Origin of the sequence: Paraburkholderia sp. Ac-20336, from assembly GCF_017105025.1 — a bacterium.
In the GTDB taxonomy this organism is placed as follows: domain Bacteria; phylum Pseudomonadota; class Gammaproteobacteria; order Burkholderiales; family Burkholderiaceae; genus Paraburkholderia.
This window is the reverse complement of the sequence record NZ_JAAGPS010000011.1, coordinates 70860-90333: the sequence shown is the minus strand read 5'-3', so window position 1 is coordinate 90333 and position 19474 is coordinate 70860. Positions and strand designations below refer to the sequence as shown.

At 66.0% G+C, this 19474-nt stretch carries 19 protein-coding genes and 1 pseudogene; 16 read left to right on the top strand and 4 right to left on the bottom strand.

The features are described from left to right. A pseudogene (locus GXB81_RS06920) lies at positions 1-246 on the bottom strand (beta-ribofuranosylaminobenzene 5'-phosphate synthase); the annotation flags it as partial. 406 nt (positions 247-652) lie between these two features. Beyond that, a complete protein-coding gene (locus GXB81_RS06915) occupies positions 653-1042 on the bottom strand; it encodes a 4a-hydroxytetrahydrobiopterin dehydratase (protein WP_167039460.1) in 390 nt (129 codons plus the stop codon). 426 nt (positions 1043-1468) lie between these two features. Between GXB81_RS06915 and GXB81_RS06910 the strand changes: the two genes are divergently transcribed. The 12 genes from GXB81_RS06910 to GXB81_RS06855 all read left to right on the top strand — a co-directional run bounded on the left by GXB81_RS06910 (position 1469) and on the right by GXB81_RS06855 (position 12919). Next, entirely contained in the window at positions 1469-3286 is a 1818-nt protein-coding gene (locus GXB81_RS06910) for a methanol/ethanol family PQQ-dependent dehydrogenase (protein WP_167039462.1), read from the top strand. 202 nt (positions 3287-3488) lie between these two features. Further along, complete coding sequence (locus GXB81_RS06905) at positions 3489-3911, top strand: c-type cytochrome (protein ID WP_167039464.1); 423 nt, start codon at positions 3489-3491, stop codon at positions 3909-3911. Positions 3912-3944: 33 nt separating this feature from the next. Then, entirely contained in the window at positions 3945-4856 is a 912-nt protein-coding gene (locus GXB81_RS06900) for a substrate-binding domain-containing protein (RefSeq protein ID WP_167039466.1), read from the top strand. Positions 4857-4906: 50 nt separating this feature from the next. After that, positions 4907-5602 (top strand): hypothetical protein, encoded by a 696-nt coding sequence (locus GXB81_RS06895; RefSeq protein WP_205192682.1) that lies wholly within the window; start codon positions 4907-4909, stop codon positions 5600-5602. Positions 5603-5823: 221 nt separating this feature from the next. Then, complete coding sequence (locus GXB81_RS06890) at positions 5824-6129, top strand: carboxymuconolactone decarboxylase family protein (protein ID WP_240158832.1); 306 nt, start codon at positions 5824-5826, stop codon at positions 6127-6129. 41 nt (positions 6130-6170) lie between these two features. Beyond that, positions 6171-7142: a LysR family transcriptional regulator gene (locus GXB81_RS06885; protein WP_205988714.1), complete on the top strand. Its 972-nt coding sequence runs from the start codon at positions 6171-6173 to the stop codon at positions 7140-7142. Positions 7143-7443: 301 nt separating this feature from the next. Beyond that, complete coding sequence (locus GXB81_RS06880; RefSeq protein ID WP_167284361.1) at positions 7444-8466, top strand: MoxR family ATPase; 1023 nt, start codon at positions 7444-7446, stop codon at positions 8464-8466. Positions 8467-8495: 29 nt separating this feature from the next. After that, entirely contained in the window at positions 8496-9359 is an 864-nt protein-coding gene (locus GXB81_RS06875; protein ID WP_205988712.1) for a VWA domain-containing protein, read from the top strand. A gap of 104 nt (positions 9360-9463) precedes the next feature. After that, positions 9464-10360 (top strand): calcium incorporation protein MxaA, encoded by an 897-nt coding sequence (locus GXB81_RS06870; RefSeq protein ID WP_346777785.1) that lies wholly within the window; start codon positions 9464-9466, stop codon positions 10358-10360. Further along, entirely contained in the window at positions 10357-11343 is a 987-nt protein-coding gene (locus GXB81_RS06865) for a vWA domain-containing protein (RefSeq protein ID WP_205988710.1), read from the top strand. Before GXB81_RS06870 ends, GXB81_RS06865 begins: the two co-directional genes overlap by 4 nt. After that, on the top strand, positions 11340-11927 hold the full coding sequence (locus GXB81_RS06860; RefSeq protein WP_205988709.1) for a tetratricopeptide repeat protein: 588 nt from the start codon (positions 11340-11342) through the stop codon (positions 11925-11927). Before GXB81_RS06865 ends, GXB81_RS06860 begins: the two co-directional genes overlap by 4 nt. Further along, the gene (locus GXB81_RS06855) at positions 11924-12919 is read left to right on the top strand and encodes an MxaL protein (RefSeq protein WP_205988708.1); all 996 of its coding nucleotides are present in this window, start codon (positions 11924-11926) and stop codon (positions 12917-12919) included. The genes GXB81_RS06860 and GXB81_RS06855 overlap by 4 nt, the downstream gene beginning before the upstream one ends. A gap of 86 nt (positions 12920-13005) precedes the next feature. On the opposite strand, the gene sfnG is transcribed toward GXB81_RS06855, so the two are convergent. Beyond that, positions 13006-14112: a dimethylsulfone monooxygenase SfnG gene (gene sfnG, locus GXB81_RS06850; RefSeq protein ID WP_205988707.1), complete on the bottom strand. Its 1107-nt coding sequence runs from the start codon at positions 14110-14112 to the stop codon at positions 13006-13008. A 553-nt stretch (positions 14113-14665) separates the two neighbouring features. On the opposite strand from sfnG, the gene GXB81_RS06845 reads away from it, so the two are divergent. The 4 genes from GXB81_RS06845 (at position 14666) to GXB81_RS06830 (ending at position 18423) form a co-directional block, all read left to right on the top strand. Beyond that, positions 14666-15511: a TauD/TfdA family dioxygenase gene (locus GXB81_RS06845; RefSeq protein ID WP_205988713.1), complete on the top strand. Its 846-nt coding sequence runs from the start codon at positions 14666-14668 to the stop codon at positions 15509-15511. Positions 15512-15568: 57 nt separating this feature from the next. Beyond that, complete coding sequence (locus GXB81_RS06840; protein WP_167039485.1) at positions 15569-16621, top strand: ABC transporter substrate-binding protein; 1053 nt, start codon at positions 15569-15571, stop codon at positions 16619-16621. A 69-nt stretch (positions 16622-16690) separates the two neighbouring features. Further along, entirely contained in the window at positions 16691-17539 is an 849-nt protein-coding gene (locus GXB81_RS06835) for an ABC transporter ATP-binding protein (RefSeq protein WP_167039487.1), read from the top strand. Continuing rightward, on the top strand, positions 17536-18423 hold the full coding sequence (locus GXB81_RS06830) for an ABC transporter permease (protein WP_205988706.1): 888 nt from the start codon (positions 17536-17538) through the stop codon (positions 18421-18423). Before GXB81_RS06835 ends, GXB81_RS06830 begins: the two co-directional genes overlap by 4 nt. Positions 18424-18531: 108 nt before the next feature. Here GXB81_RS06830 and GXB81_RS06825 read toward each other — a convergent pair whose 3' ends face one another. Further along, positions 18532-19329 (bottom strand): sulfotransferase, encoded by a 798-nt coding sequence (locus tag GXB81_RS06825; RefSeq protein ID WP_205988705.1) that lies wholly within the window; start codon positions 19327-19329, stop codon positions 18532-18534. Between the last annotated feature and the right edge of the window lie 145 nt (positions 19330-19474).

The following is a 19474-nucleotide window of genomic DNA, read 5'->3' as shown; positions in this document are numbered from 1 at the left end:
CGCTTGCAGCCGCGCGAGGCACAGCGCGATGCGCTCGCGCTCGGCCGCGCCGATCGCGCCGTCGATGCGCTCGCGCTCCGCGAGCCGTGCTTCGAGCCGCGTGCCCTCGGCGTCGATGACGAGGCCGAGGCTGCCGAACGCGCGTCCGAGCGACGCGTTCGGATCGAGAAAACCCAGATGCAGGCGCGCGGGGGCGTCGATCGTGATGGCCGTGCAGGGCTGGAGTCGGCGAAGCTGGAGCGGCATCTCGAGTGTCCTTAGGTATCCCTGGCAGGTAGGCGTGGTGTGCGCCTCGGCAGATGCTTGAGCAGATGCCGGCGCAAGGGCGTCCGTGAATGCGGCGTGGGCCGTCGCGGCGGCGCGCCGAGGACTTCAAGCAGAAGCCGTACCAGGCGCGCGCGAAGCGCGGCCTGGCTGGATGTGCCGAGAATTTGCCGCGGATGTGCGGGGACCGTGCCGGGAAAACCGGCGGCCGGGGGACCCGGCGTGCGGCGCGTTGCGCGCCGCGCTGTCCCGCGCGGGAATGGACGCTATGTGACGCCGAAGGTGCACTGTGTCACCCGCTGTTTCATCGGACGATGCGGTGCGGGGTTGCGTGAGGTGTCAAGCGTGAGGCATGAGGCATGAGGCGGGCCCCGCCGCCTCAACCGCCTTACCCCGCCTTCGGCGCGTCGTACTTGATATAGCGGAAGCGCTGGTCGTCGGCCGGCGTGCCTTCGAGCGCTCCGCCTTCGAGGCCCGGCTGCCAGTGGATCACCGACTCGATTTTCGTGGCGAGCGCGAAGTCCTTGTCGGTGATGCCCTTCGCGCTGTGCGTCATCAGCTTCACGATCACGAATGCATAGGAGACCGTCAGATCGGGGTGATGCCACGCGGCTTCCGCGAGATGGCCGACCGTATTGACCACCATCAGCGTGCCTTTCCAGCCTTCGGTCCGGTACTTGCGCCGCAGCCAGCCGTCCTCGTAATACCAGTGTTCGAGCGGGCCGGCGAGGCGTTGTTTGATCTCGTCGTCGGAATAGACCTTCTCTGTGTGTGCCATGACTGTTTGCTCCTCGGTCGCCCGTTGCCGGGCAAAGGACACGTTGCGCATCCCGGAAGTGACACAGTATGTGCCGCTTTCCGTGACGCAACCACCCCAAGGTTGCTCCGCGGCGCGCGCAAACGGCTGCCGCGCGAGCGGCGCAAGTGCCATGACACACGCCGTGACAAGCGCCGCGACACCTGCCGTGAGACCCGCCGTGACGCGACCCGCACGCCGCGCATTCGCTCTCGCGGCCGGCATGCCACGCCACCCCGGCGCATTTCCGGCATGGAATATGCGTTGGCCGTTCATGCGCCGCGAAGCCCGACATCGAATCGGGATAGGGCGTTCCGATCGTTACCTGTACTCGAGAAGGCGCGCACGATGCGACGAGGTAGCGTGGGTCATTCGTGAGTTGAACAGCAGGACAATTCTGGAGGAGACATGAACTTACGCACTGTGGTTCTTGGGCTCGCGATCCTCGCATCGGCAGCCTTTAGCTCGCTGGCTGCACAGGCCGATTCGCAGCTCGACGGACTGATGAAAAACCCCGCCAACTGGGCGGCCCAGGCGGGTGACTATGCGAATCACCGCTATAGTCCGCTCAAGCAGATCAACGAGAGCAACGTCGGCAAGCTGCAGGTCGCATGGACCATGTCGACCGGCGTGCTGCGCGGCCACGAAGGCGCGCCGCTCGTGATCGGCGACACGATGTACATCCACTCGCCGTTCCCCAACAAGGTGATCGCGATCAACCTGAAGGATCAGACCTTCCTCTGGCAGTATCAACCGAAACAGGACGACCAGGTCATCTCCGTGATGTGCTGCGATACCGTGAATCGCGGCCTCGCCTACGGTGACGGCAAGATCTTCCTGCAGCAGGCCGACACCAAGCTCGTCGCGCTCAACGCGAAGACCGGCGAGGTGGTGTGGACCGCGCAGAACGGCAACCCGAAAGCGGGCGAAACCAACACCAACGCGCCGCACGTATTCGGCGACAAGGTGCTGACCGGCATCTCGGGCGGCGAGTTCGGCGTGCGCGGGCGTCTGATCGCTTACGACATCAAGACCGGCAAGCCGGTCTGGACCGCGTACAGCACCGGCCCCGACAACGAAATGCTGCTCGACCCGCAAAAGACGATGACGTATGCCGACGGCAAGATGGTGCCGGTGGGCGCGGATTCGTCGCTGAAGTCGTGGAAGGGCGACCAGTGGAAGCTCGGCGGCGGCACCACGTGGGGCTGGTATGCGTGGGACCCGAAGCTGAACCTTGTCTACTACGGCACCGGCAATCCGGGCACGTGGAACCCGACGCAACGCCCGGGCGACAACAAGTGGTCGATGTCGATCTTCGCGCGCGACCTGAATACCGGCATGGCCCGCTGGGTCTACCAGATGACCCCGCACGACGAATGGGACTATGACGGTGTCAACGAGATGATCCTGTCGGACCTCACCATCGACGGCAAGAAGGTGCCCGCGATCGTTCACTTCGACCGCAACGGCTTCAGCTATACGCTCAATCGCGAAACCGGCCAGCTGCTGGTCGCGCAGAAGTACGACCCGGCGGTGAACTGGGCCGATCGCGTCGATCTGCATAGCGGCCTGCCGATTCGCAACGCGGCGTACTCGACCCAGGCGGCCGGTTCCGACCACAACGTGAAGGGCATCTGTCCGGCCGCGCTCGGCTCGAAAGACCAGCAGCCGGCCGCGTTCGATCCGAACACGAACATGTTCCTCGTGCCGACCAACCATGTCTGCATGGACTACGAACCGTTCGATGTCGATTACGTGTCGGGCCAGCCGTATGTCGGCGCGACGCTGTCGATGTATCCGGGCCCGAACGAGAACAATGCGATGGGCAACTTCATCGCGTGGGACGCGAGCAAGGGCAAGATCCTCTACTCGAAGCCGGAGAAGTTCTCGGTATGGTCGGGCGTGCTCGCCACCGGCGGCGGCATCGCCTTCTACGGCACGCTCGAAGGCTACCTGAAGGCGGTCCGCATCAAGGACGGCAAGGAACTGTGGCGCTTCAAGACGCCGTCGGGAATCATCGGCAACGTCTTCACCTACGAGTACCAGGGCAAGCAGTATGTCGGCGTGTACTCGGGCATCGGCGGCTGGGCCGGCATCGGCATGGCAGCCGGTCTGGAAAAGTCGAACGAAGGTCTCGGCGCGGTCGGCGGCTATCGCGAGCTGGCGAAGTACACGGCGCTCGGCGGCACGCTGTTCGTGTTCGCGATTCCTAATGAAAAGAGCTGAATGAGGCGTTGAACGAGCGGGGCCATCTGCACGGGCACGGCCGGCGCATGGGTTGCATTCGATACAGTGCGCCGGCCGTTTCGTCAGCCTCGCCGGACCCACGCCGCCGGATTCACGCCGCCGGATCCACGCATTACCCCGCGCGCCCCGTTTGCGGATGAGTCGATGAAACCGGGGGCGCGCCCAACCAGGAGACAGATGCATGAAAGGCCGATCAATCCTGTTGCTCGCGGCGCTGCCCGCCGCGTTCGTTCTGCTGCCCGCCGGATACGCCCAGAACAATGCCCCGAGTGCGCAGCAGGTTGCGTACAAGGTGGTCGACGGCAACAAGGTCGACAGCGCGACGCTGCTGGGATGGAAAACCTGGCGCGCGCTCGCTTGCGAACGCTGCCACGGCGCGCAGCAACAGGGCATGGTCGGGCCGTCGCTGATCGACGCGTTCAAGACGCTCGACAAGGACGAGTTTCACCGCACGGTGTTCGGCGGACGGGTGGCCAAGGGCATGCCCGATTTCAGTTCGAGCCAGATGATGCAGAAGAACTGGGAAAACCTGTATGCGTATCTGAAGGGTCGCTCCGATGGGCAGATCAAGCCGGGCGATCTGCAAGCCATCGACGCCAAATAACGCGTGGCGCTGTCATTCTTCCGGAGGCTCACGATGCGTGATAAGAGAAGCATGTCCGTGCATGTCGCCGTTATCGCCGGCGCGCTCTGTTGCGCGGCGCTCGCCAGCGCCGCGGTCCGGGCGGACGGCCCGGCGCTGCCGAACAACGACGGCGCGGACGGCGTGCTCAGAGTGTGCGCGGACCCGAACAACATGCCGTTGTCGAACAACAAGGGCGAGGGCTACGAGAACCGCATCGCGAGTCAGATGGCGAGCGATTTCGGCTACAAGCTCGAATACACGTATTTTCCGCAGCGCATGGGCTTCGTGCGCCACACGCTGCGCGAGAAGGAGGAGGGCAGCGAGCGCTTCAAGTGCGACCTGATCATCGGCGTGCCGAAGGGCTACGACATGACCTCGACGACGCAGCCGTATCTGCGCTCGACCTATGCGATGGTGCTGCCGAACCGTCCCGAGTTCGCGAACATCAAGACACCTGACGATCTGCTCAAGCTGCCGCCCGACGTGCTGCACAAGCTGCGCTTCGGCATCTTTACGCAGACGCCAGCCGTGGACTGGCTGCTCGGCCATAACCTGATCGACCAGGCCGTGTCGTACCGCGTACAAAGCGGCGATCCGGCCGAATACCCGGGGCAGATGATCGAGCAGGACCTGCGCGCGGGCAACGTCGACGTGGTGTTCCTGTGGGGGCCGATTGCCGGCTACTTTGCGAAGCGCGCCGGCGATTCAGTCCGGCTCGTGCCGTTCCCGGCGGGGCCCGGCATCCGCTTCGACTATACGATCTCGATGGGCGTGCGTTACGGCGAGAAGGCATGGAAGGACAAGGTGGATCAATGGATCGGCGCGAATCACGAGAAGATCGACGGCATCCTCGCCACCTACGAGGTGCCGATGCTCAAACCGGTCGACGTGCCGGCGCCGAAGCCGGGCGACGCGACCCAGTGAGGCCGCCGCGGCGCGCGTGGCTGCGCGCGCTCGGCGCCGTGGCGCTGGGGATGGCGGGGGTGCTGGCGGTCATGCCGTCCGCGGCATGGGCGGCGGCCGGCGACGACATCACGCCGGCCGAGCGTCTGATCTTCCTGACCGATCATCTGCATGGCGTCGCCGCGCAGACCGAACTCGATTACGCGCTGATCGATTCCAGGCAGCCGTCGCATAGCGCCGACACCATCAAGGTGCTCGTGGTGAGCGAGGACAACGCGAAGGGCGACGCGCAGGTCTCGGACCATAGCGGCAGCGTCGCGTTGCCGATCGGCGGGCTGCAGTGCAATCCGGCGATCATCTATTTTCTGGAGCACGACATCGCGGAGATGCAGGGCCTGACAGGCGGCCAGCGCCGCTATTTCCAGCAGCGCCTGCGCCTTGCACTCGCGGCGGGGCCGCGCATCGAGACCGTGCCGGGCGAGGTCGGCGGCAAGCAGGTCCGAGCGCGGCGCATCGTCGTGCAGCCTTATCTGAACGATCCGAACGCCGAGCGTTTCGCGCAATACACCGGAAAGCGCTACACATTCCTGCTCGCCGACGACGTGCCCGGCCAGGTCATGCAGATTCGCACCGACGTGCCGGGGCCGAACAACGACTTCGCGCATCCGGCGCACACGGAGACGCTGAGCTTCCAGTCGGTGCTGCGCAAGTTGCCGCCGGGGCAGGCGCCGGTCAAGCCGTCGAACGCGCCGAGGGCGAGCCGTTGAACGGGTGCGGCACGCGCCGCTGCGTTGCCGCGTGATCGTGCTGTACGCGTGCCGGGCGGGTTCGCATGCGCATGTGTGTTCGCACGTGCTCACGCGTTTGCCTGTGCTTACGCATGCATGCGCGGTTCGCGGCGTTTTTCCGCCACCACCCTCACCCCGTTTGATCCTCGCATTGGAGCCTACGCATGCTGATCGACACCAAGGACTACACACCGAAGCTGATGGCGGCCATCGGCCAACTCGGCACCGCCACGCCGGCCACCCTGGCGGGCTACCAGGCGCTCGACGGCGCCGCCGCCAAGGGCGGCAAGCTCGATGCGAAAACGCGCGAGCTGATCTCGCTCGCGGTCGCCGTGACGACCCGTTGCGACGGCTGCATCGCCGTGCATAGCGCGGCGGCCGCGCGCGCCGGGGCGAGCCGCGAAGAGGTGGCCGAAGCGCTCTCGGTGGCGATCGCCATGAATGCGGGCGCGGCGCTCGTCTATTCGGCGCGCGCGCTCGACGCGTTCGGCCAGCAGAGCGGCTAGTTCCGATGCCGGGCGGGCGCTTCGCGACGAACCGGGTCAAGCTGAATTTCATTCGCACGCTGACCCTGCGGCAGTTGCAGATTTTCGTCGTGGCGAGCCGCTACACGAGTTTCGCGCGCGCGGCCGAGGAACTGCATCTGACGCAGCCGGCCGTGTCGATGCAGATCCGCCAACTCGAGGACGCGGTCGGGCTGCGTCTGTTTGAACGCGTCGCGCGCAAGCTCACGCTCACCGAGGCGGGCGAGGTGCTCACGCATCGAGCGAGCCGCATCCTCGGCGAAATCAAGGACGCCGAAGACGCGATGATGTCGCTCAAGCAGGCCGACAGCGGCTCGATCAACGTCGGCATCGTTAGTTCCGCGACCTACTTCGCGCCGAAACTGCTCGCGCTCTATTCGCATCTGTACCCGAAGGTCGACGTGCACTTTTCGGTCGGCAATCGCGATGCGCTGCTGCGGCTTCTACAGGACAACGCGATCGACCTCGCGATCATGGGCCGTCCGCCGCCCGAACTCGACACGACCACGGAGCCGCTCGCGCGCCATCCGCAGGTCGTGATCGCGCCGCTCGATCATCCCTTGTGCGGCGCGCGCCGTTTCGATCTGCAGGAACTGCGCGGCGATACGTTCCTGCTGCGCGAACCGGGCTCGGGCACGCGCATGGCCGCCGAGACGATGTTTCGCCAGCACCTCTTCACGCCCGCGAAGGTCGTTACGCTCGGCAGCAACGAAACGATCAAGCAGGCCGTGATGGCGGGCATGGGCGTGAGCCTGATCTCGCTGCATACGCTGCTGCTCGAACTGCGCACCGGCGAGATCGCGCTGCTCGACGTGAACGGCACACCCATCGAGCGCACCTGGCAGATCGTGCATCTGCGCACGAAGCCGCTTTCGCCGACCACGACGATGTTCCGCCAGTTTCTGCTCGACCATGCGGCGACGCATCTGGAGCGCGAGTACGCGGAATTCGCGAACCGGTTGGCGAAGCCCGCGGCCGGCACGGGGCGGGGATAGGTGCCGGCTTCGTTCAGCGTGTATGAGCTTCACGTGCGCCGCTATCGCCGATGGCACAGTGTGTACCCGCATGCCGTGACAGGCTGACAAGTATTCCTGACAAATATTCGCAAGCGACATACCTCGTGCCGCGCATGGGCGCGATCGGCACAAACCGTGCTTGACCCGATGCCGGCGAGCCGCGAGTGCGGCTCGCGGCGCAGGCCGGCAGGATCGCGAACAGTTACACGCACAGGCACGCGAGCAAGGCCTGCGCGCAGGCACAGGCAAGCCCACCATCCACCCGGAGGAGATCGCAGCGATGAGTTCCGGCGAGCAGCTTCAGGACTGGCGCTCTCACGCCCAGCAGATCGAAAACGAAGTCGCCAAGGTCGTCATCGGCCAGCAGCAGACCCTGAGGCTCATCAACGTTGCGCTGTTCGCCCGGGGTCACGTGCTGCTCGAAGGCGGGGTCGGGGTCGGCAAGACCACGGTGTTGCGGGCGTTCGCGCACGTGGTCGGCGGCGAATTCGAGCGCGTCGAAGGCACGATCGACCTGATGCCGGGCGACCTCGTCTATCACACCTATGTCGACGCCGACGGCAAGCCGCGCATCGAACCGGGCCCGCTCTTGCGGCACGGCGAGCAGTTGACCACCTTCTTCTTCAACGAGATCAACCGCGCGCGTCCGCAGGTGCAGTCGCTCCTGCTGCGCGCGATGGCCGAGCGTTCGGTGCTCGCGTTCGGCCGCGAGCACCGTTTTCCGCACATGACCGTGTTCGCGGACCGCAACAAGGTCGAGAAGGAAGAAACCTTCGAACTGGCTTCGGCCGCGCGCGACCGCTTCCTGTTCGAGCTGAACATGCCGACGCCCGCCGACGAGGACGCGCGGCGCGCGCTCGTATTCGACACGGCGTTTCATGACGTCGACCGCCTGCTCTCGCAACTGACGGCGTCGGTCGTGCCGTGGCAGCAGTTGAACGTGATCGGCGCGGCGATCCAGCAGGGCGTGCAGGCGAGCGAGGCGATCGAGCGCTACGTGCTCGACATCTGGCAGGCGACGGAAACGCCGCTGCGCTTCGGCATCACGCTCGACGGCGTCGACATGCAGCAACTGATTCTCGCGGGCGCGAGCCCGCGCGGCATGAGCGCGCTATTGCGCGCCGCGCGCGTGGTCGCATGGCTCGCGGGCCGCTCGCATCTGATACCGGAGGACATTCACGAAGTGCTGCTGCCGGCGCTCGGGCATCGCGTGTTCTTCACGCCGATCTACGAGTTGCGCCGCCAGGAACTCGCCGAGGCGCTGATCTTGCAGATCATGGCCAAGGTCGCGGTGCCGCGCTGAACGCACGGGCCCTGGAACCGATCCGGATCATGAACGGCACCGCGGAATTCCACTACCGTTTGCCGATACGCGCGGGCGGCGCGCGGCCCGGTTCGCATCAAGGCGCGAGCTTCGGCTCGGGGCAGCAGTTCGCGATGCACGGGCGGCTGTTCGACTATCCCGACCCGCGCCGTCTCGATCTGCGTGCGAGCCTGCGCGCGGCGCGCTCGGAATGGCTCGTGCGGGTCCATCTGCAACGCGTGGCGGTGCAGGTGATCGTGATCGTCGACGTCTCGGCGTCGATGCAGTTCGGCTCGCGTCAGACCAAGCTGCACGTGGCCGCCGATTTCGTCGAGGCGCTCGGCTACAGCGCGTTTCGCGTCGGCGACCGGCTCGGCATGCTCGCATTCGATGCGAGCGAGCGCGACGATCTCTTCGTGCCCGCGCGCAATGGCCGCGGCATGGGCCATCTGCTCGCGACGATGCTGCGCGAGTGTACGAGCCATGCGGCCGGGCTCGGCGCGCTCGAAGGATTGCACCGCTGCGTGACGCGTCTTGCCGGACGCCAGGCGCTCGTGTTCGTGGTGTCCGACTTTCATTGGCCGCTCGCGCAACTGTCGCCGGTGCTCGACATGCTCGTGCATGCCTGCGTGGTGCCGATGGTCGTGTGGGACGAGGCGGAGATCGCGCCGCCGCGTCATGCGTCGCTGCTGGCCGTCAACGATGCCGAGTCGGGCGAGGAGCGCATGGTGTGGCTGCGCGGCGATATGCGCGAGCGCTGGCGCGATGGGGTCGCGCGCCGCCGAGAGGAACTGGCCGGCGTGTTCGGCGCGCGCGGCATCCGGCCGTTCTATGTCGAAGGCGGGTTCGATCCCGAAGCGATGTCGCGCTACTTTCTGGAGATGACGGCATGAGATCGTGCGGGCTTCGGCGTGCGCTTCGATGCGGCTTCATCCGTGCGTTGAAGGAGCCGGCGCGGCGCGCGTCGCGGCTGGTGGCAGCCGGTGTTGCATGTGCTGTGTTTGCTGCGTTTGCCGTGTATGCCGCGTTTGCGCTGAGCGGCAACGCGGCGACGGCCGCCACTGCCACGACCGCCACGACCGCGACCGTCATCGCCACCGTGCAGGAACCCCGCGCATTCGGCTACGTACTCGGCGACGTGCTGACGCAACGCGTGCTATTGCAGGCCAACGGCCAGGACCTCGGCGTGGTCACGCCGCCTTCGGTCGGCCGCACCGGTCTCTGGCTCGAACGCCGGCCCGTGTCGCTCGAAACCGATGCGGACGGCCGCCAGTGGCTGGTGATCGCGTATCAGGTCGTCAACGCGCCGCAGACGCTCACGCAAATCGCGCTGCCCGCGTTGACGCTGAGTTCGGCCGCCGGCCAGCAACTGCAGGTGGCCGAATGGCCCGCGAGCATCGGCCCGCTGACGCCCGCGAATCCGTTTGCCGGCGGCGATCTGCTGCCGTTGCGGCCCGATCGCGCGGCACCCTTGCCGACGACGGCCGGCCTGCGCCGCCAGATCGCGTGGGCGCTCGGCCTGTTGCTGGCGACGCTGCTCGCGTGGGCCGGCTGGTGGGGCTGGCGCAATCGGCGCGAGTCGGCGCGGTTGCCGTTCGCGCGCGCATGGCGGCGCATGCAGGGACTCGCGGACCCGCAGGCGGCGGCTTCGAGCGATGCCTGGTTCTGTCTGCATCAGGCGCTCAACGAAACGGCCGGGCAGGTCGTGCATGCGGGCTCGCTGCCTGGCCTCTTCGCGCGCGCGCCGCATCTGCAACCGCTGCGCGCGCAGCTCGAACGCTTCTATCAGGTGTCGGCGGAGCGTTTCTTCGCGCCCGCGCCGCCTGCCGCCGAGTTTCCGTTGCAGGCGCTGTGCCGCGCGCTGTATCGGGCCGAACGGCGCCATCAGCGATGACCATGGCGCTCGATTTCGACTGGCCGTGGCTGCTGGTTCTGCTGCCGCTCGCCGTGCTGCCCTTGCTGCCGGGGCGCAGCGATACGCTCGTGTTTTCGAGCGTCGCATGGCTGCCGGTCGATCGCGTCGGACGCTGGGCCGGCCGGCTCGCGCGCGCTTGCGGCGTGCTTGCGATCGCGGCGATCGTGGTCGGGCTCGCCGGGCCGGGTCGTTCGCAGCTACAGGTGCAGCGCACCGGCAGCGGCGCGCAGATTCTGATCCTGATGGATCGCAGCGCGAGCATGGACGAGCCGATGGGCAGCAAGGGCGTCGAGTCGCCGCGCGGCGAGTCGAAGAACAAGGTGGCGCGCGCCTCGCTGACGAGCTTTATCGGGCAGCGTCCCAACGACCGGCTCGCGTTCATGATGTTCGGCACCAGCCCGATTCTCGCGATGCCGTTCACGTACAACCATCGCGTGATCGAGCAGGCGGTTGCCGCGACCGCGATCGGCCGCGGCATGCCGGATACGCAGCTCGATCGCGGCATGCTCGCGGCCATCGCCCAGTTCGAGGGCCGGCCCACCTCGGGGCGCCGCGCGATCGTGCTCGTTTCCGATGGCGGCGCACGGCTCGACGAAACCGTGCAGCGGCGCATTCGCGAGGGCCTGCAACGCAACCAGCTTGCGCTGTACTTCATCTATCTGCGCAGCAGCGTGTTCAGCCCCGATCTGAATGCGCGGCTGCCCGCCGGCGAGTCGTCGGCGGAAGCGGACCTGCATCGCTATTTCCTTTCGCTCAAGACGCCTTACCGGCTGTTTCAGGCCGAGGACGCGAAGGGCATGATGGCGGCCATCGCCGAGATCAACCGGCAGCAGAACGCGCCGACGACGTTTATCGAACATTTGCCGAGGCAGGACTGGAGTCCGTATTGCTTCGCGGTCGCGCTGGTGTGCGTGGCGGTTCTGGTCGGGCTGCGTCTCTTTCAGGTCAGGAGCTGGGCATGAAACGCAGATGGATTCACGCCGCGTTCGGCACTGTCGCGATCTGCTGTGCCGCGTGGGCCGCGTATGGCGGCATGCGGCTTCGGCATGCCGGGCAGGTCGAGCAGGCGATCGCGGCTGTGACGCAGGCGCCGGGCGTCGCGCAGGCCGCGAATGCGGGCGCGGATGGCGGCCGTGGCGGCCGAGGCGGTGATGAGCCGCCGCAGGTGCAGCTCGCGCGTGCGATGGCGCTCTCGAAAGCGGGCGCCTACGACGCGGCGGGACGGCTCTACAACGGCCTGATCCACGAGGGGCGGCTCGACGGGATCGGTCTTGCGGCGCTGTTCGATCTCGGCAATATGTATCTGCGCGAAGGCAGCGGTGGCGACGGCGAGGCGCGAGCAGTCAGATCGCTGGCGATGATCGGCGAGGCGAAGGCGCGCTACCGGATGGCGCTGCGCGCCGCGCCCGACGACTGGGATGCGCGCTACAACCTCGAACGCGCGCTCTGGCTCGCACCGGAGACGCAGTCCGCGCCCACGCTGCCCGATGTGAAAGAGCAGCACAACATCAAGCTGCGCGACCCGCAGAGCCAGGATTTGCCATGAGCGGCGCCATGCGCGAGCGCGGTTTCGCGAGACTGCGTCACGGCCTGACGCCGCTCGCGCTCGTCGCGCTGATCGCGGCGGTGGCGATGCCGGACGTGACGCTGCCGCGCGCCGCGTTCAGCTATATCGTGACGTTCGACATCACGCAGAGCATGAATGTCGAGGACGTCAGCCTGAACGGCGAACCGGTGAGCCGACTGAGGTTCGCGCAGGCCGCGATGCGCGACGCGCTCGGCCGCCTGCCGTGCGGCTCGAAGGTCGGCTGGAGCGTGTTCACGGGGCAGCGCAGTTTGCTGTTGCTGCCGCCCGTCGAGGTGTGTGCGAATTACGACGCACTGCTCGTCTCGCTCGACGGTATCGACGGGCGCATGCGCTGGACCAACTGGAGCCGCATTGCCGAAGGCGGCGTTTACTCGGCCGTGCGTGTCGCCCAGGACGTCGGCGAAAACGCGGCGATCGTTTTCGTGACAGACGGGCAGGAAGCGCCGCCCGTGTCGGCATCGCGCGCGTTGATGCCGGGTATCAATCCCGCGCGCATCCGGGGCTGGCTGATCGGCGTGGGCGGCGATCAGCCGGCGGCGATTCCGAAGAGCGACGCCGACGGCAACCGCATCGGCTACTGGCAGGCCGACGACGTGATCCAGGTGCCGGACACGCCGGGGTCTGCCACGAACGCGCAGACGCACGAGGAGTTGTCCGAACTGCGCGGCCAGTACCTGGCGTCGGTGGCCGGGCAAACGGGCCTCGACTATCACCGGCTTTGGACCACGGCTTCGTTGGGCGATGCGCTGCTCGACCCGCGTTTCGCCCGCCGCGAACCGGTGCCGAGCGATTTGCGCTGGATTCCGGCGCTCCTCGCGTTGGTGCTGCTGGTCGTGCGGTTCGTGCCCGATGTGGCCTGGCAACGGCTGCGCGCGGGCCGTCAACGCATCGGGACGACCGTTTGGCGCTTTGGGGCGGCAGCGGGGGCGCGCAAGCCTCGGGTTGAATGAGCACTGTGCTGCGCTGAGCTGAGTGCCGCGCTGAACGTCGCGCGCGACGCCTGTCGTTCGGCATGGGTGGGACCACGCGGCCGTGCTTACGCAGCCTGCTTCACGCGCTGCTTCTCTTCGAGTTCGCGCACGAGCGGCAGCACGCGTTTGCCGAAGTACTCCACTTCCTCGATAAAGTGCAGAAAGCCGGCGAGCACGAGATCGACGCCGACCGACTTCAGTTCGACGATGCGCTCGGCAATCTGCTGCGGGGTGCCGATCAGATTCGTGCGGAAGCCGTCGTTGTATTGCACGAGGTCTTCGAAAGTGGATTTGGCCCAGTTGCCTTCGCCTTCGGGCGACGCCTTGCCCGCCTGCCGGACCGCATCGCCGAACGCATCGACCGCCTCGACGTGAGCATGGCGGATGATGTCGTCGAGCACGGCCCGCGCTTCTTCTTCGGTATCGCGTGCAATCACGAATGCGTTTACGCCGATGCGTACCGTGTGATGGTTTTTCGCCGCCTTCGCCTGAATGTCGTCGATCTGCGCCTTGAGGTTGTCCGGCGTGTTGCCGTTCGTGAAGTACCAGTCCGACACGCTCGCGGCGTTGTCGCGCGCGGCGCGCGAACTGCCGCCCTGGAAAATCTCGGGGTGCGGCTTCTGCACCGGCTTGGGACTCAGCGTGTACTGGTTGAAGCGATAGAAGTCGCCCTTGAACGTGAAGTTGTCCTGTGTCCAGATGCCTTTGAGCGCCTCGATGAATTCGTGCGAGCGGCGATAGCGTTCGTCGTGTTCGAGCCACGGCTCGCCGATCGCGGTGAACTCGCCCTTGAACCAGCCGCTCACGACGTTGATGCCGATGCGGCCGTTCGAGATGTGATCGATCGTGGCGATCTGCTTGGCGACCACGGCCGGATTCCACGGGCCGGGCAGGATCGCCGCCAGCACCTTGAGCTTCGTGGTCGCGTGCAGCAAGGCCTGGCTGAACGATACCGACTCGTGCTGATACTCGGCGCCGTAGCCGGCCGTGAAGCGGATCTGGCTTAGCGCGTAGTCGAAGCCGGCCTGCTCGGCGGTTTGCGCGAGCTTCTGGTTGTATTCGAGGCGCCAGTCGGTGCGCTGCTCGATCGTGCTGACGACGAGGCCGCCGCTCACGTTGGGCACCCAGTAGGCGAACTTCACGGCGTCGTCATGCGAGAGGGAATGGCTCATGCGAATTACCTCATGAAGTGATGGAACGGTGCGGGCGGCGAGCGGTGCGTTGTGATGGATGGGATCGGACCGGGGCCTGTAAAGAGCTATATGACCCGCGCCGCCGATTGTTCAATGTAGCGGGCGGGCACGCCGAAGCGAACCAACAAAAGTTCAGAATCAAAGCAGGTTTGGCGCTATGGCGTGGAGTAGGTGCGAGTAACAGGTGTGGCTCGCGCGGCACGAGGCCGCCGCGTTGGGACGCGCGGCGCGGTTGCCGACGCTCCTGGCGGTAAAAAACGAACGCGCGCAAATGGCGCCGACGGCCCGCGACGCGTTGCAGCATCGGGTTTATCACTCCAGCAGATAACCGTATCGGATTTGCTTCGTTGGCTTTGCGTGCGCGGGCCGGTAAATTCGTCTGACTGAACGCGCCTTGGGGGCTTCGCTCCCCTGGTGTCCGCTGAACAGTTTCGACGACGAGCTTCCCGTGACGACTACCGCTTCCGCCGCGCGCGGCACCTTTGCTACCCCGACGGCCGGCGCCGCCGCCCGTTTCCATGCCAGCCAGCACATCGAGATTCGCGCGTTCGACGGCCCGCTCGGCGCCGAAGTGCTCGGTCTCGATCTCGCCCAGCCGCTTGCTGCCGACGACTTCGCGCGCATTCATCGCGCGCATCTCGAACACCACGTCCTCGTGTTTCGCGAGCAACGCATCACGCCCGAGCAGCAGATCGCCTTCAGCCGCCGCTTCGGTCCGCTGCAGATTCATGTGCTGCATCAGTTCGGGTTGCCGGGCCACCCCGAGGTGCTGGTGGTGTCGAACATCGTCGAGAACGGCAAGCCGATCGGCCTCGGCGACGCCGGTCACTACTGGCACTCCGATCTGTCGTACAAGGACAAGCCGAGTCTCGGCTCGCTGCTGCATGCGCAGGAGTTGCCCGCGGAAGGCGGCGACACGCTGTTCGCGAACATGCACCTCGCGTGGGACACGTTGCCCGCGCATCTGCGTGAGGCGGTAGAAGGGCGCGCGGCCGAACACACCTACCTCGCGAAATACGCGGAATTGCAGCAGCGCAGCCCGTGGCGGCCGAATCTGTCCGCCGAGCAGATCGCCCAGGTGAAGCCGGTCGTGCATCCGATCGTGCGCACGCATCCGGAGACGGGCCGCAAGGCGCTGTTCGTCAGCGAGCACTTCACGACGCGCGTCATCGGCATGCCCGAAGACGAGAGCCTGGCTCTGCTCGCGGAACTGTTCGCGCACAGCGTGCGCCCCGAGCATCTGTACCGGCATCGCTGGGCCGAGCACGACATGGTGTTCTGGGACAACCGCTCGCTCATGCATCTCGCGGCCGGCACGCCCGATCATCTGCGCCGCAAGCTGTATCGCACGACGATCGAGGGCGATGCGCCGTTCTGAGCGTCACGTCTTTCATCACCCCAACACCGATCGCACCGCACGCCGACTGGAGTTTCAATGCCGTTCCGTTTTCGTTCGACCGCCGCGCGGCCGTCGTTTGCCCGCCGTTGCACGGCGTTATTGCTGAGCCTGTCGATGGGCGCCGCGGGTTTCTCTGTGTCTGCGCCCGCGCATGCCGAAGGCCGGATTCGTGTCGCCGAGCAGTTCGGCATCGTTTATCTGCTGCTCAACGTGGCGCGCGACCAGCAGTTCGTCGAGAAGGAAGGGCGCAAGGAAGGGCTCGACATCAAGGTCGACTGGGTCCAGCTCTCGGGCGGCTCGGCGATCAACGACGCGCTGCTGTCGGGCGCGGTCGATATCGCCGGGGCCGGCGTCGGCCCGTTGCTGACGATCTGGGACCGCACGCGCGGCCGGCAGAACGTGAAGGGCGTCGCGTCGCTCGGCAATCTGCCGTACTACCTCGTGAGCAACAACCCCAACGTGAAGACGATTGCCGATTTCACGGAGAAGGACCGCATCGCATTGCCGGCCGTGAACGTTTCCGTGCAAGCGCGCGTGCTGCAATACGCGGCGGCCAAACGGTGGGGCGACAAGGACTACAACCGGCTCGACCCCTACACGCAGGCGTTGCCGCATCCCGACGCGGCCGCGGCGATCATCGCGGGCGGCACGGAAATCACCGGGCATTTCGGCAACCCGCCGTTTCAGGAGCAGGAACTGGCCGGCAATCCGAAGGCGCATATCGTGCTCAATTCGTACGACGTGCTCGGCGGGCCGAGTTCGGCGACGGTGCTCTACGCCACCGAAAAATTCCGCAACGGGAATCCGAAGACGTATCGCGCGTTCGTCGCCGCGTTGGCCGACGCCGCGCAATTTATCAACGCGAATCCGCAGGCCGCGGCCGATATCTATATCCGCACGAACCAGTCGAAGATCGATCGCAATCTGCTCGTGAAGATCATCACGAATCCGCAGGTGCAGTTCAAGGTCGCGCCGCAGAACACGTTCGGGCTCGCGCAGTTCATGCATCGCGTCGGTGTTATCAAGAACGAACCGGCTTCCTGGAAGGACTATTTCTTCGACGATCCGGCGACGGCCGCCGGAAGTTGAATCGAGGTTGAACATGAAATCAGGCACGACACCGCTTATCGATCCGACGCTCTCGCAGGGGGGGCTCTGATGGCGGCCAATCCTACCCTGCTGTTTCCCGAGCACGCCGCGCCGGCGACCAGCGGCAAGCTGCTCACGGTCGAAAACGTGAGCCTCGAATACCGCACGCGCGAGCGGCTCGTGCGCGCGACCCACGACGTGAGCTTCGACGTCTACGGCGGCGACCGCTTCGTGCTGCTGGGGCCGTCCGGCTGCGGCAAGTCCACGCTGCTCAAGGCGGTGGCCGGCTTTATCGAGCCGAGCGCGGGTGCGATCACGCTCGACGGTCAACGCGTGCGCGGCCCCGGCGCCGATCGCATCGTCGTGTTCCAGGAGTTCGATCAGTTGCCGCCGTGGAAGACGGTCGCGCAGAACGTCGCGTTTCCGCTGCGCGTCGCGCGGAAGCTCTCGAAAGCCGAAGCCCACGAGCGCGCGCTGCACTATCTCGACAAGGTCGGGCTCGCCGCGTTTGCGCAGGCTTATCCGCATACGTTGTCGGGCGGCATGAAGCAGCGCGTCGCGATTGCCCGCGCGCTCGCGATGCAGCCGCGCGTGCTGCTGATGGACGAACCGTTCGCCGCGCTCGATGCGCTCACGCGCCGCAAGATGCAGGAAGAACTGCTGCGGCTGTGGGAAGAGGTGAATTTCACGCTGCTGTTCGTCACGCATTCGATCGAAGAGGCGCTCGTGGTCGGCAACCGGATTCTGTTGTTGTCGCCGCATCCGGGCCGCGTGCGTGCCGAGCTCAATAGCCATCAGTATTCGCAGGACAGCTTCGGGCGTGCCGATTTTCAGCGCAGCGTCGCGCGCATTCATCACCTGCTGTTCGAGCAAACCGAAGCGACCGAACAGAACGAGACGACGGAGATCGTGCAATGAGTACGCCCGCTACGCTATGGCCGCCGGTTCGCGACGAATATGAGCGGCCGCTCGAATCGCTTGCACTGCCTGACTCGCTCGCGCCCGAAGCGCCGTTGTCGCCGGCAACGCGTCTGTTCGCGCAGGGCTGGTTGCGCAAGACGCTGATTGCGCTGGTGCTGATCGGCGCATGGGAAGTTGCCGCGCGCATCATCGACAACGATCTGCTGCTGCCGACCTTCGGCGCGACGTTCAGCGCATTCGTGCAGGGCGTGTGGTCGGGCGAACTGCTCGTGAAGACCGCGGTGTCGCTATCCGTGCTGCTGCGCGGCTATCTGCTCGGGGCCGCGCTCGCTTTCGTGCTTACGTCGCTCGCGGTGTCGACCCGCGTGGGGCGCGATCTGCTGTCGATGCTGACCGCGATGTTCAACCCGTTGCCGTCGATCGCCTTGCTGCCGCTCGCGTTGCTCTGGTTCGGCCTCGGCACCGGCAGCCTGCTGTTCGTGCTCGTGCATTCGGTGCTGTGGCCGCTCGCGCTCAATACGTACTCGGGCTTTCAGGCGGTGCCGGCCACGCTGCGCATGACCGGGCGCAACTATGGTTTGACGGGCATGCGCCACGTGCTGCTGATTCTGGTGCCGGCCGCCTTGCCGTCGATTCTGGCCGGCCTGCGCGTGGGCTGGGCGTTTGCATGGCGCACGCTGATCGCGGCCGAACTCGTGTTCGGCGCCAGCTCCGGCAGCGGCGGGCTCGGCTGGTACATCTTCCAGAATCGCAACGAGTTGTACACGGATCGTGTTTTCGCGGGGCTGGCCGCTGTGATCGTGATTGGTTTGCTGGTCGAGCATCTCGTGTTCGATACGCTCGAACACGTGACAGTGCGGCGCTGGGGTGTGCAGCAGTAAGGGGCGCGCAGGGGGGCGGTGTGTCGTGAGTGGGCCGCGCGTCGGCGGCTTATTCTGCCGTCTTATGTCGCTGTCTTAGGCCACTGCCTACTGCCTCACGCCGCTATCTCACGCCGCCGCATAGCCCAGATGCGTCGCCGCCGTGCCCGCCAGTGCGAGCAGTTTGTCGTCGTCGGCGGGTTCGTCGGGGACCACGTACAGATCGGCGATATCGGTCACCGGATCGCTGAATGGCGTCGGACAACGGTGCTGCGAGACGAGAAAGTCGCTGATCGGCGACGCATCGGCCACGTCGAGAAACGTGCCGATGCTTGCCGCCGTCGTGCGCGGGTCTTCGATCACCCGGCGATACGACACGTTGAGCGCGCGGTCCGCGGGAATCTCGGCGAAGAAGCCGATGATCTCGTTCACGTATTGCTCCCAGACGCGGATGCCGTCTTCGATCGAGCCGATCCAGTGCTTGCGCAGCAGCGAATTGGCGACGTGGCGCGGATCGCGGTGAATATGAATGAAGCGCGCCTGCGGCAGCAATTCGCGTATCAAGCGCAGACACGACCCCGAACGCGGCAGACGTTCGATCGAACCGGCGCGTCCCGACAGCACGGTCGGATCGGCATAGGACGGATGCTTGTCACCCCAGATCGGTGCAGTCATGCCGAGTTCCTCGCGATAGAAGCGCTCGACCCACGGCCCCAGCGTGCGGCGGCAGAAATGGCGAAAGTGCTCGCGCTGGGCCACGCCGAGCAGATCGGGCCGAGTGCCGCCCGCTTCGAGCGTGTTCTTGAGCAACGCGAAAATCCGGCATTCGTTGGTCAATTGAATGAGCGGATGAACGTTGAGGACGGAGCAGAGAAAGGTCGTGCCGGATCGCGGCGAACCGACGATGAAAAGCGGGGAAGAGTCCATATGTCATCCTGAGCATTCATCGTTCACAGCATACGCACGACAGATGGCGAGAACCTGACGCGGGCGTGACCGTTCTGAGCGGCTGCGCGTGCCGTTGTATGTATCTGCTGCGAGCAAGCGGCATACCATCGCGCCGTTCGCCGCG

Bases quoted from the DNA above. Each gene is read 5' to 3' on its own strand.
- GXB81_RS06915 (WP_167039460.1), bottom strand. From the start codon at position 1,042: ATGGCACACACAGAGAAGGTCTATTCCGACGACGAGATCAAACAACGC.
- GXB81_RS06910 (WP_167039462.1), top strand. From the start codon at position 1,469: ATGAACTTACGCACTGTGGTTCTTGGGCTCGCGATCCTCGCATCGGCA.
- GXB81_RS06905 (WP_167039464.1), top strand. From the start codon at position 3,489: ATGAAAGGCCGATCAATCCTGTTGCTCGCGGCGCTGCCCGCCGCGTTC.
- GXB81_RS06900 (WP_167039466.1), top strand. From the start codon at position 3,945: ATGCGTGATAAGAGAAGCATGTCCGTGCATGTCGCCGTTATCGCCGGC.
- GXB81_RS06895 (WP_205192682.1), top strand. From the start codon at position 4,907: ATGGCGGGGGTGCTGGCGGTCATGCCGTCCGCGGCATGGGCGGCGGCC.
- GXB81_RS06890 (WP_240158832.1), top strand. From the start codon at position 5,824: ATGGCGGCCATCGGCCAACTCGGCACCGCCACGCCGGCCACCCTGGCG.
- GXB81_RS06880 (WP_167284361.1), top strand. From the start codon at position 7,444: ATGAGTTCCGGCGAGCAGCTTCAGGACTGGCGCTCTCACGCCCAGCAG.
- GXB81_RS06875 (WP_205988712.1), top strand. From the start codon at position 8,496: ATGAACGGCACCGCGGAATTCCACTACCGTTTGCCGATACGCGCGGGC.
- GXB81_RS06865 (WP_205988710.1), top strand. From the start codon at position 10,357: ATGACCATGGCGCTCGATTTCGACTGGCCGTGGCTGCTGGTTCTGCTG.
- GXB81_RS06860 (WP_205988709.1), top strand. From the start codon at position 11,340: ATGAAACGCAGATGGATTCACGCCGCGTTCGGCACTGTCGCGATCTGC.
- GXB81_RS06855 (WP_205988708.1), top strand. From the start codon at position 11,924: ATGAGCGGCGCCATGCGCGAGCGCGGTTTCGCGAGACTGCGTCACGGC.
- sfnG (WP_205988707.1), bottom strand. From the start codon at position 14,112: ATGAGCCATTCCCTCTCGCATGACGACGCCGTGAAGTTCGCCTACTGG.
- GXB81_RS06840 (WP_167039485.1), top strand. From the start codon at position 15,569: ATGCCGTTCCGTTTTCGTTCGACCGCCGCGCGGCCGTCGTTTGCCCGC.
- GXB81_RS06835 (WP_167039487.1), top strand. From the start codon at position 16,691: ATGGCGGCCAATCCTACCCTGCTGTTTCCCGAGCACGCCGCGCCGGCG.
- GXB81_RS06830 (WP_205988706.1), top strand. From the start codon at position 17,536: ATGAGTACGCCCGCTACGCTATGGCCGCCGGTTCGCGACGAATATGAG.
- GXB81_RS06825 (WP_205988705.1), bottom strand. From the start codon at position 19,329: ATGGACTCTTCCCCGCTTTTCATCGTCGGTTCGCCGCGATCCGGCACG.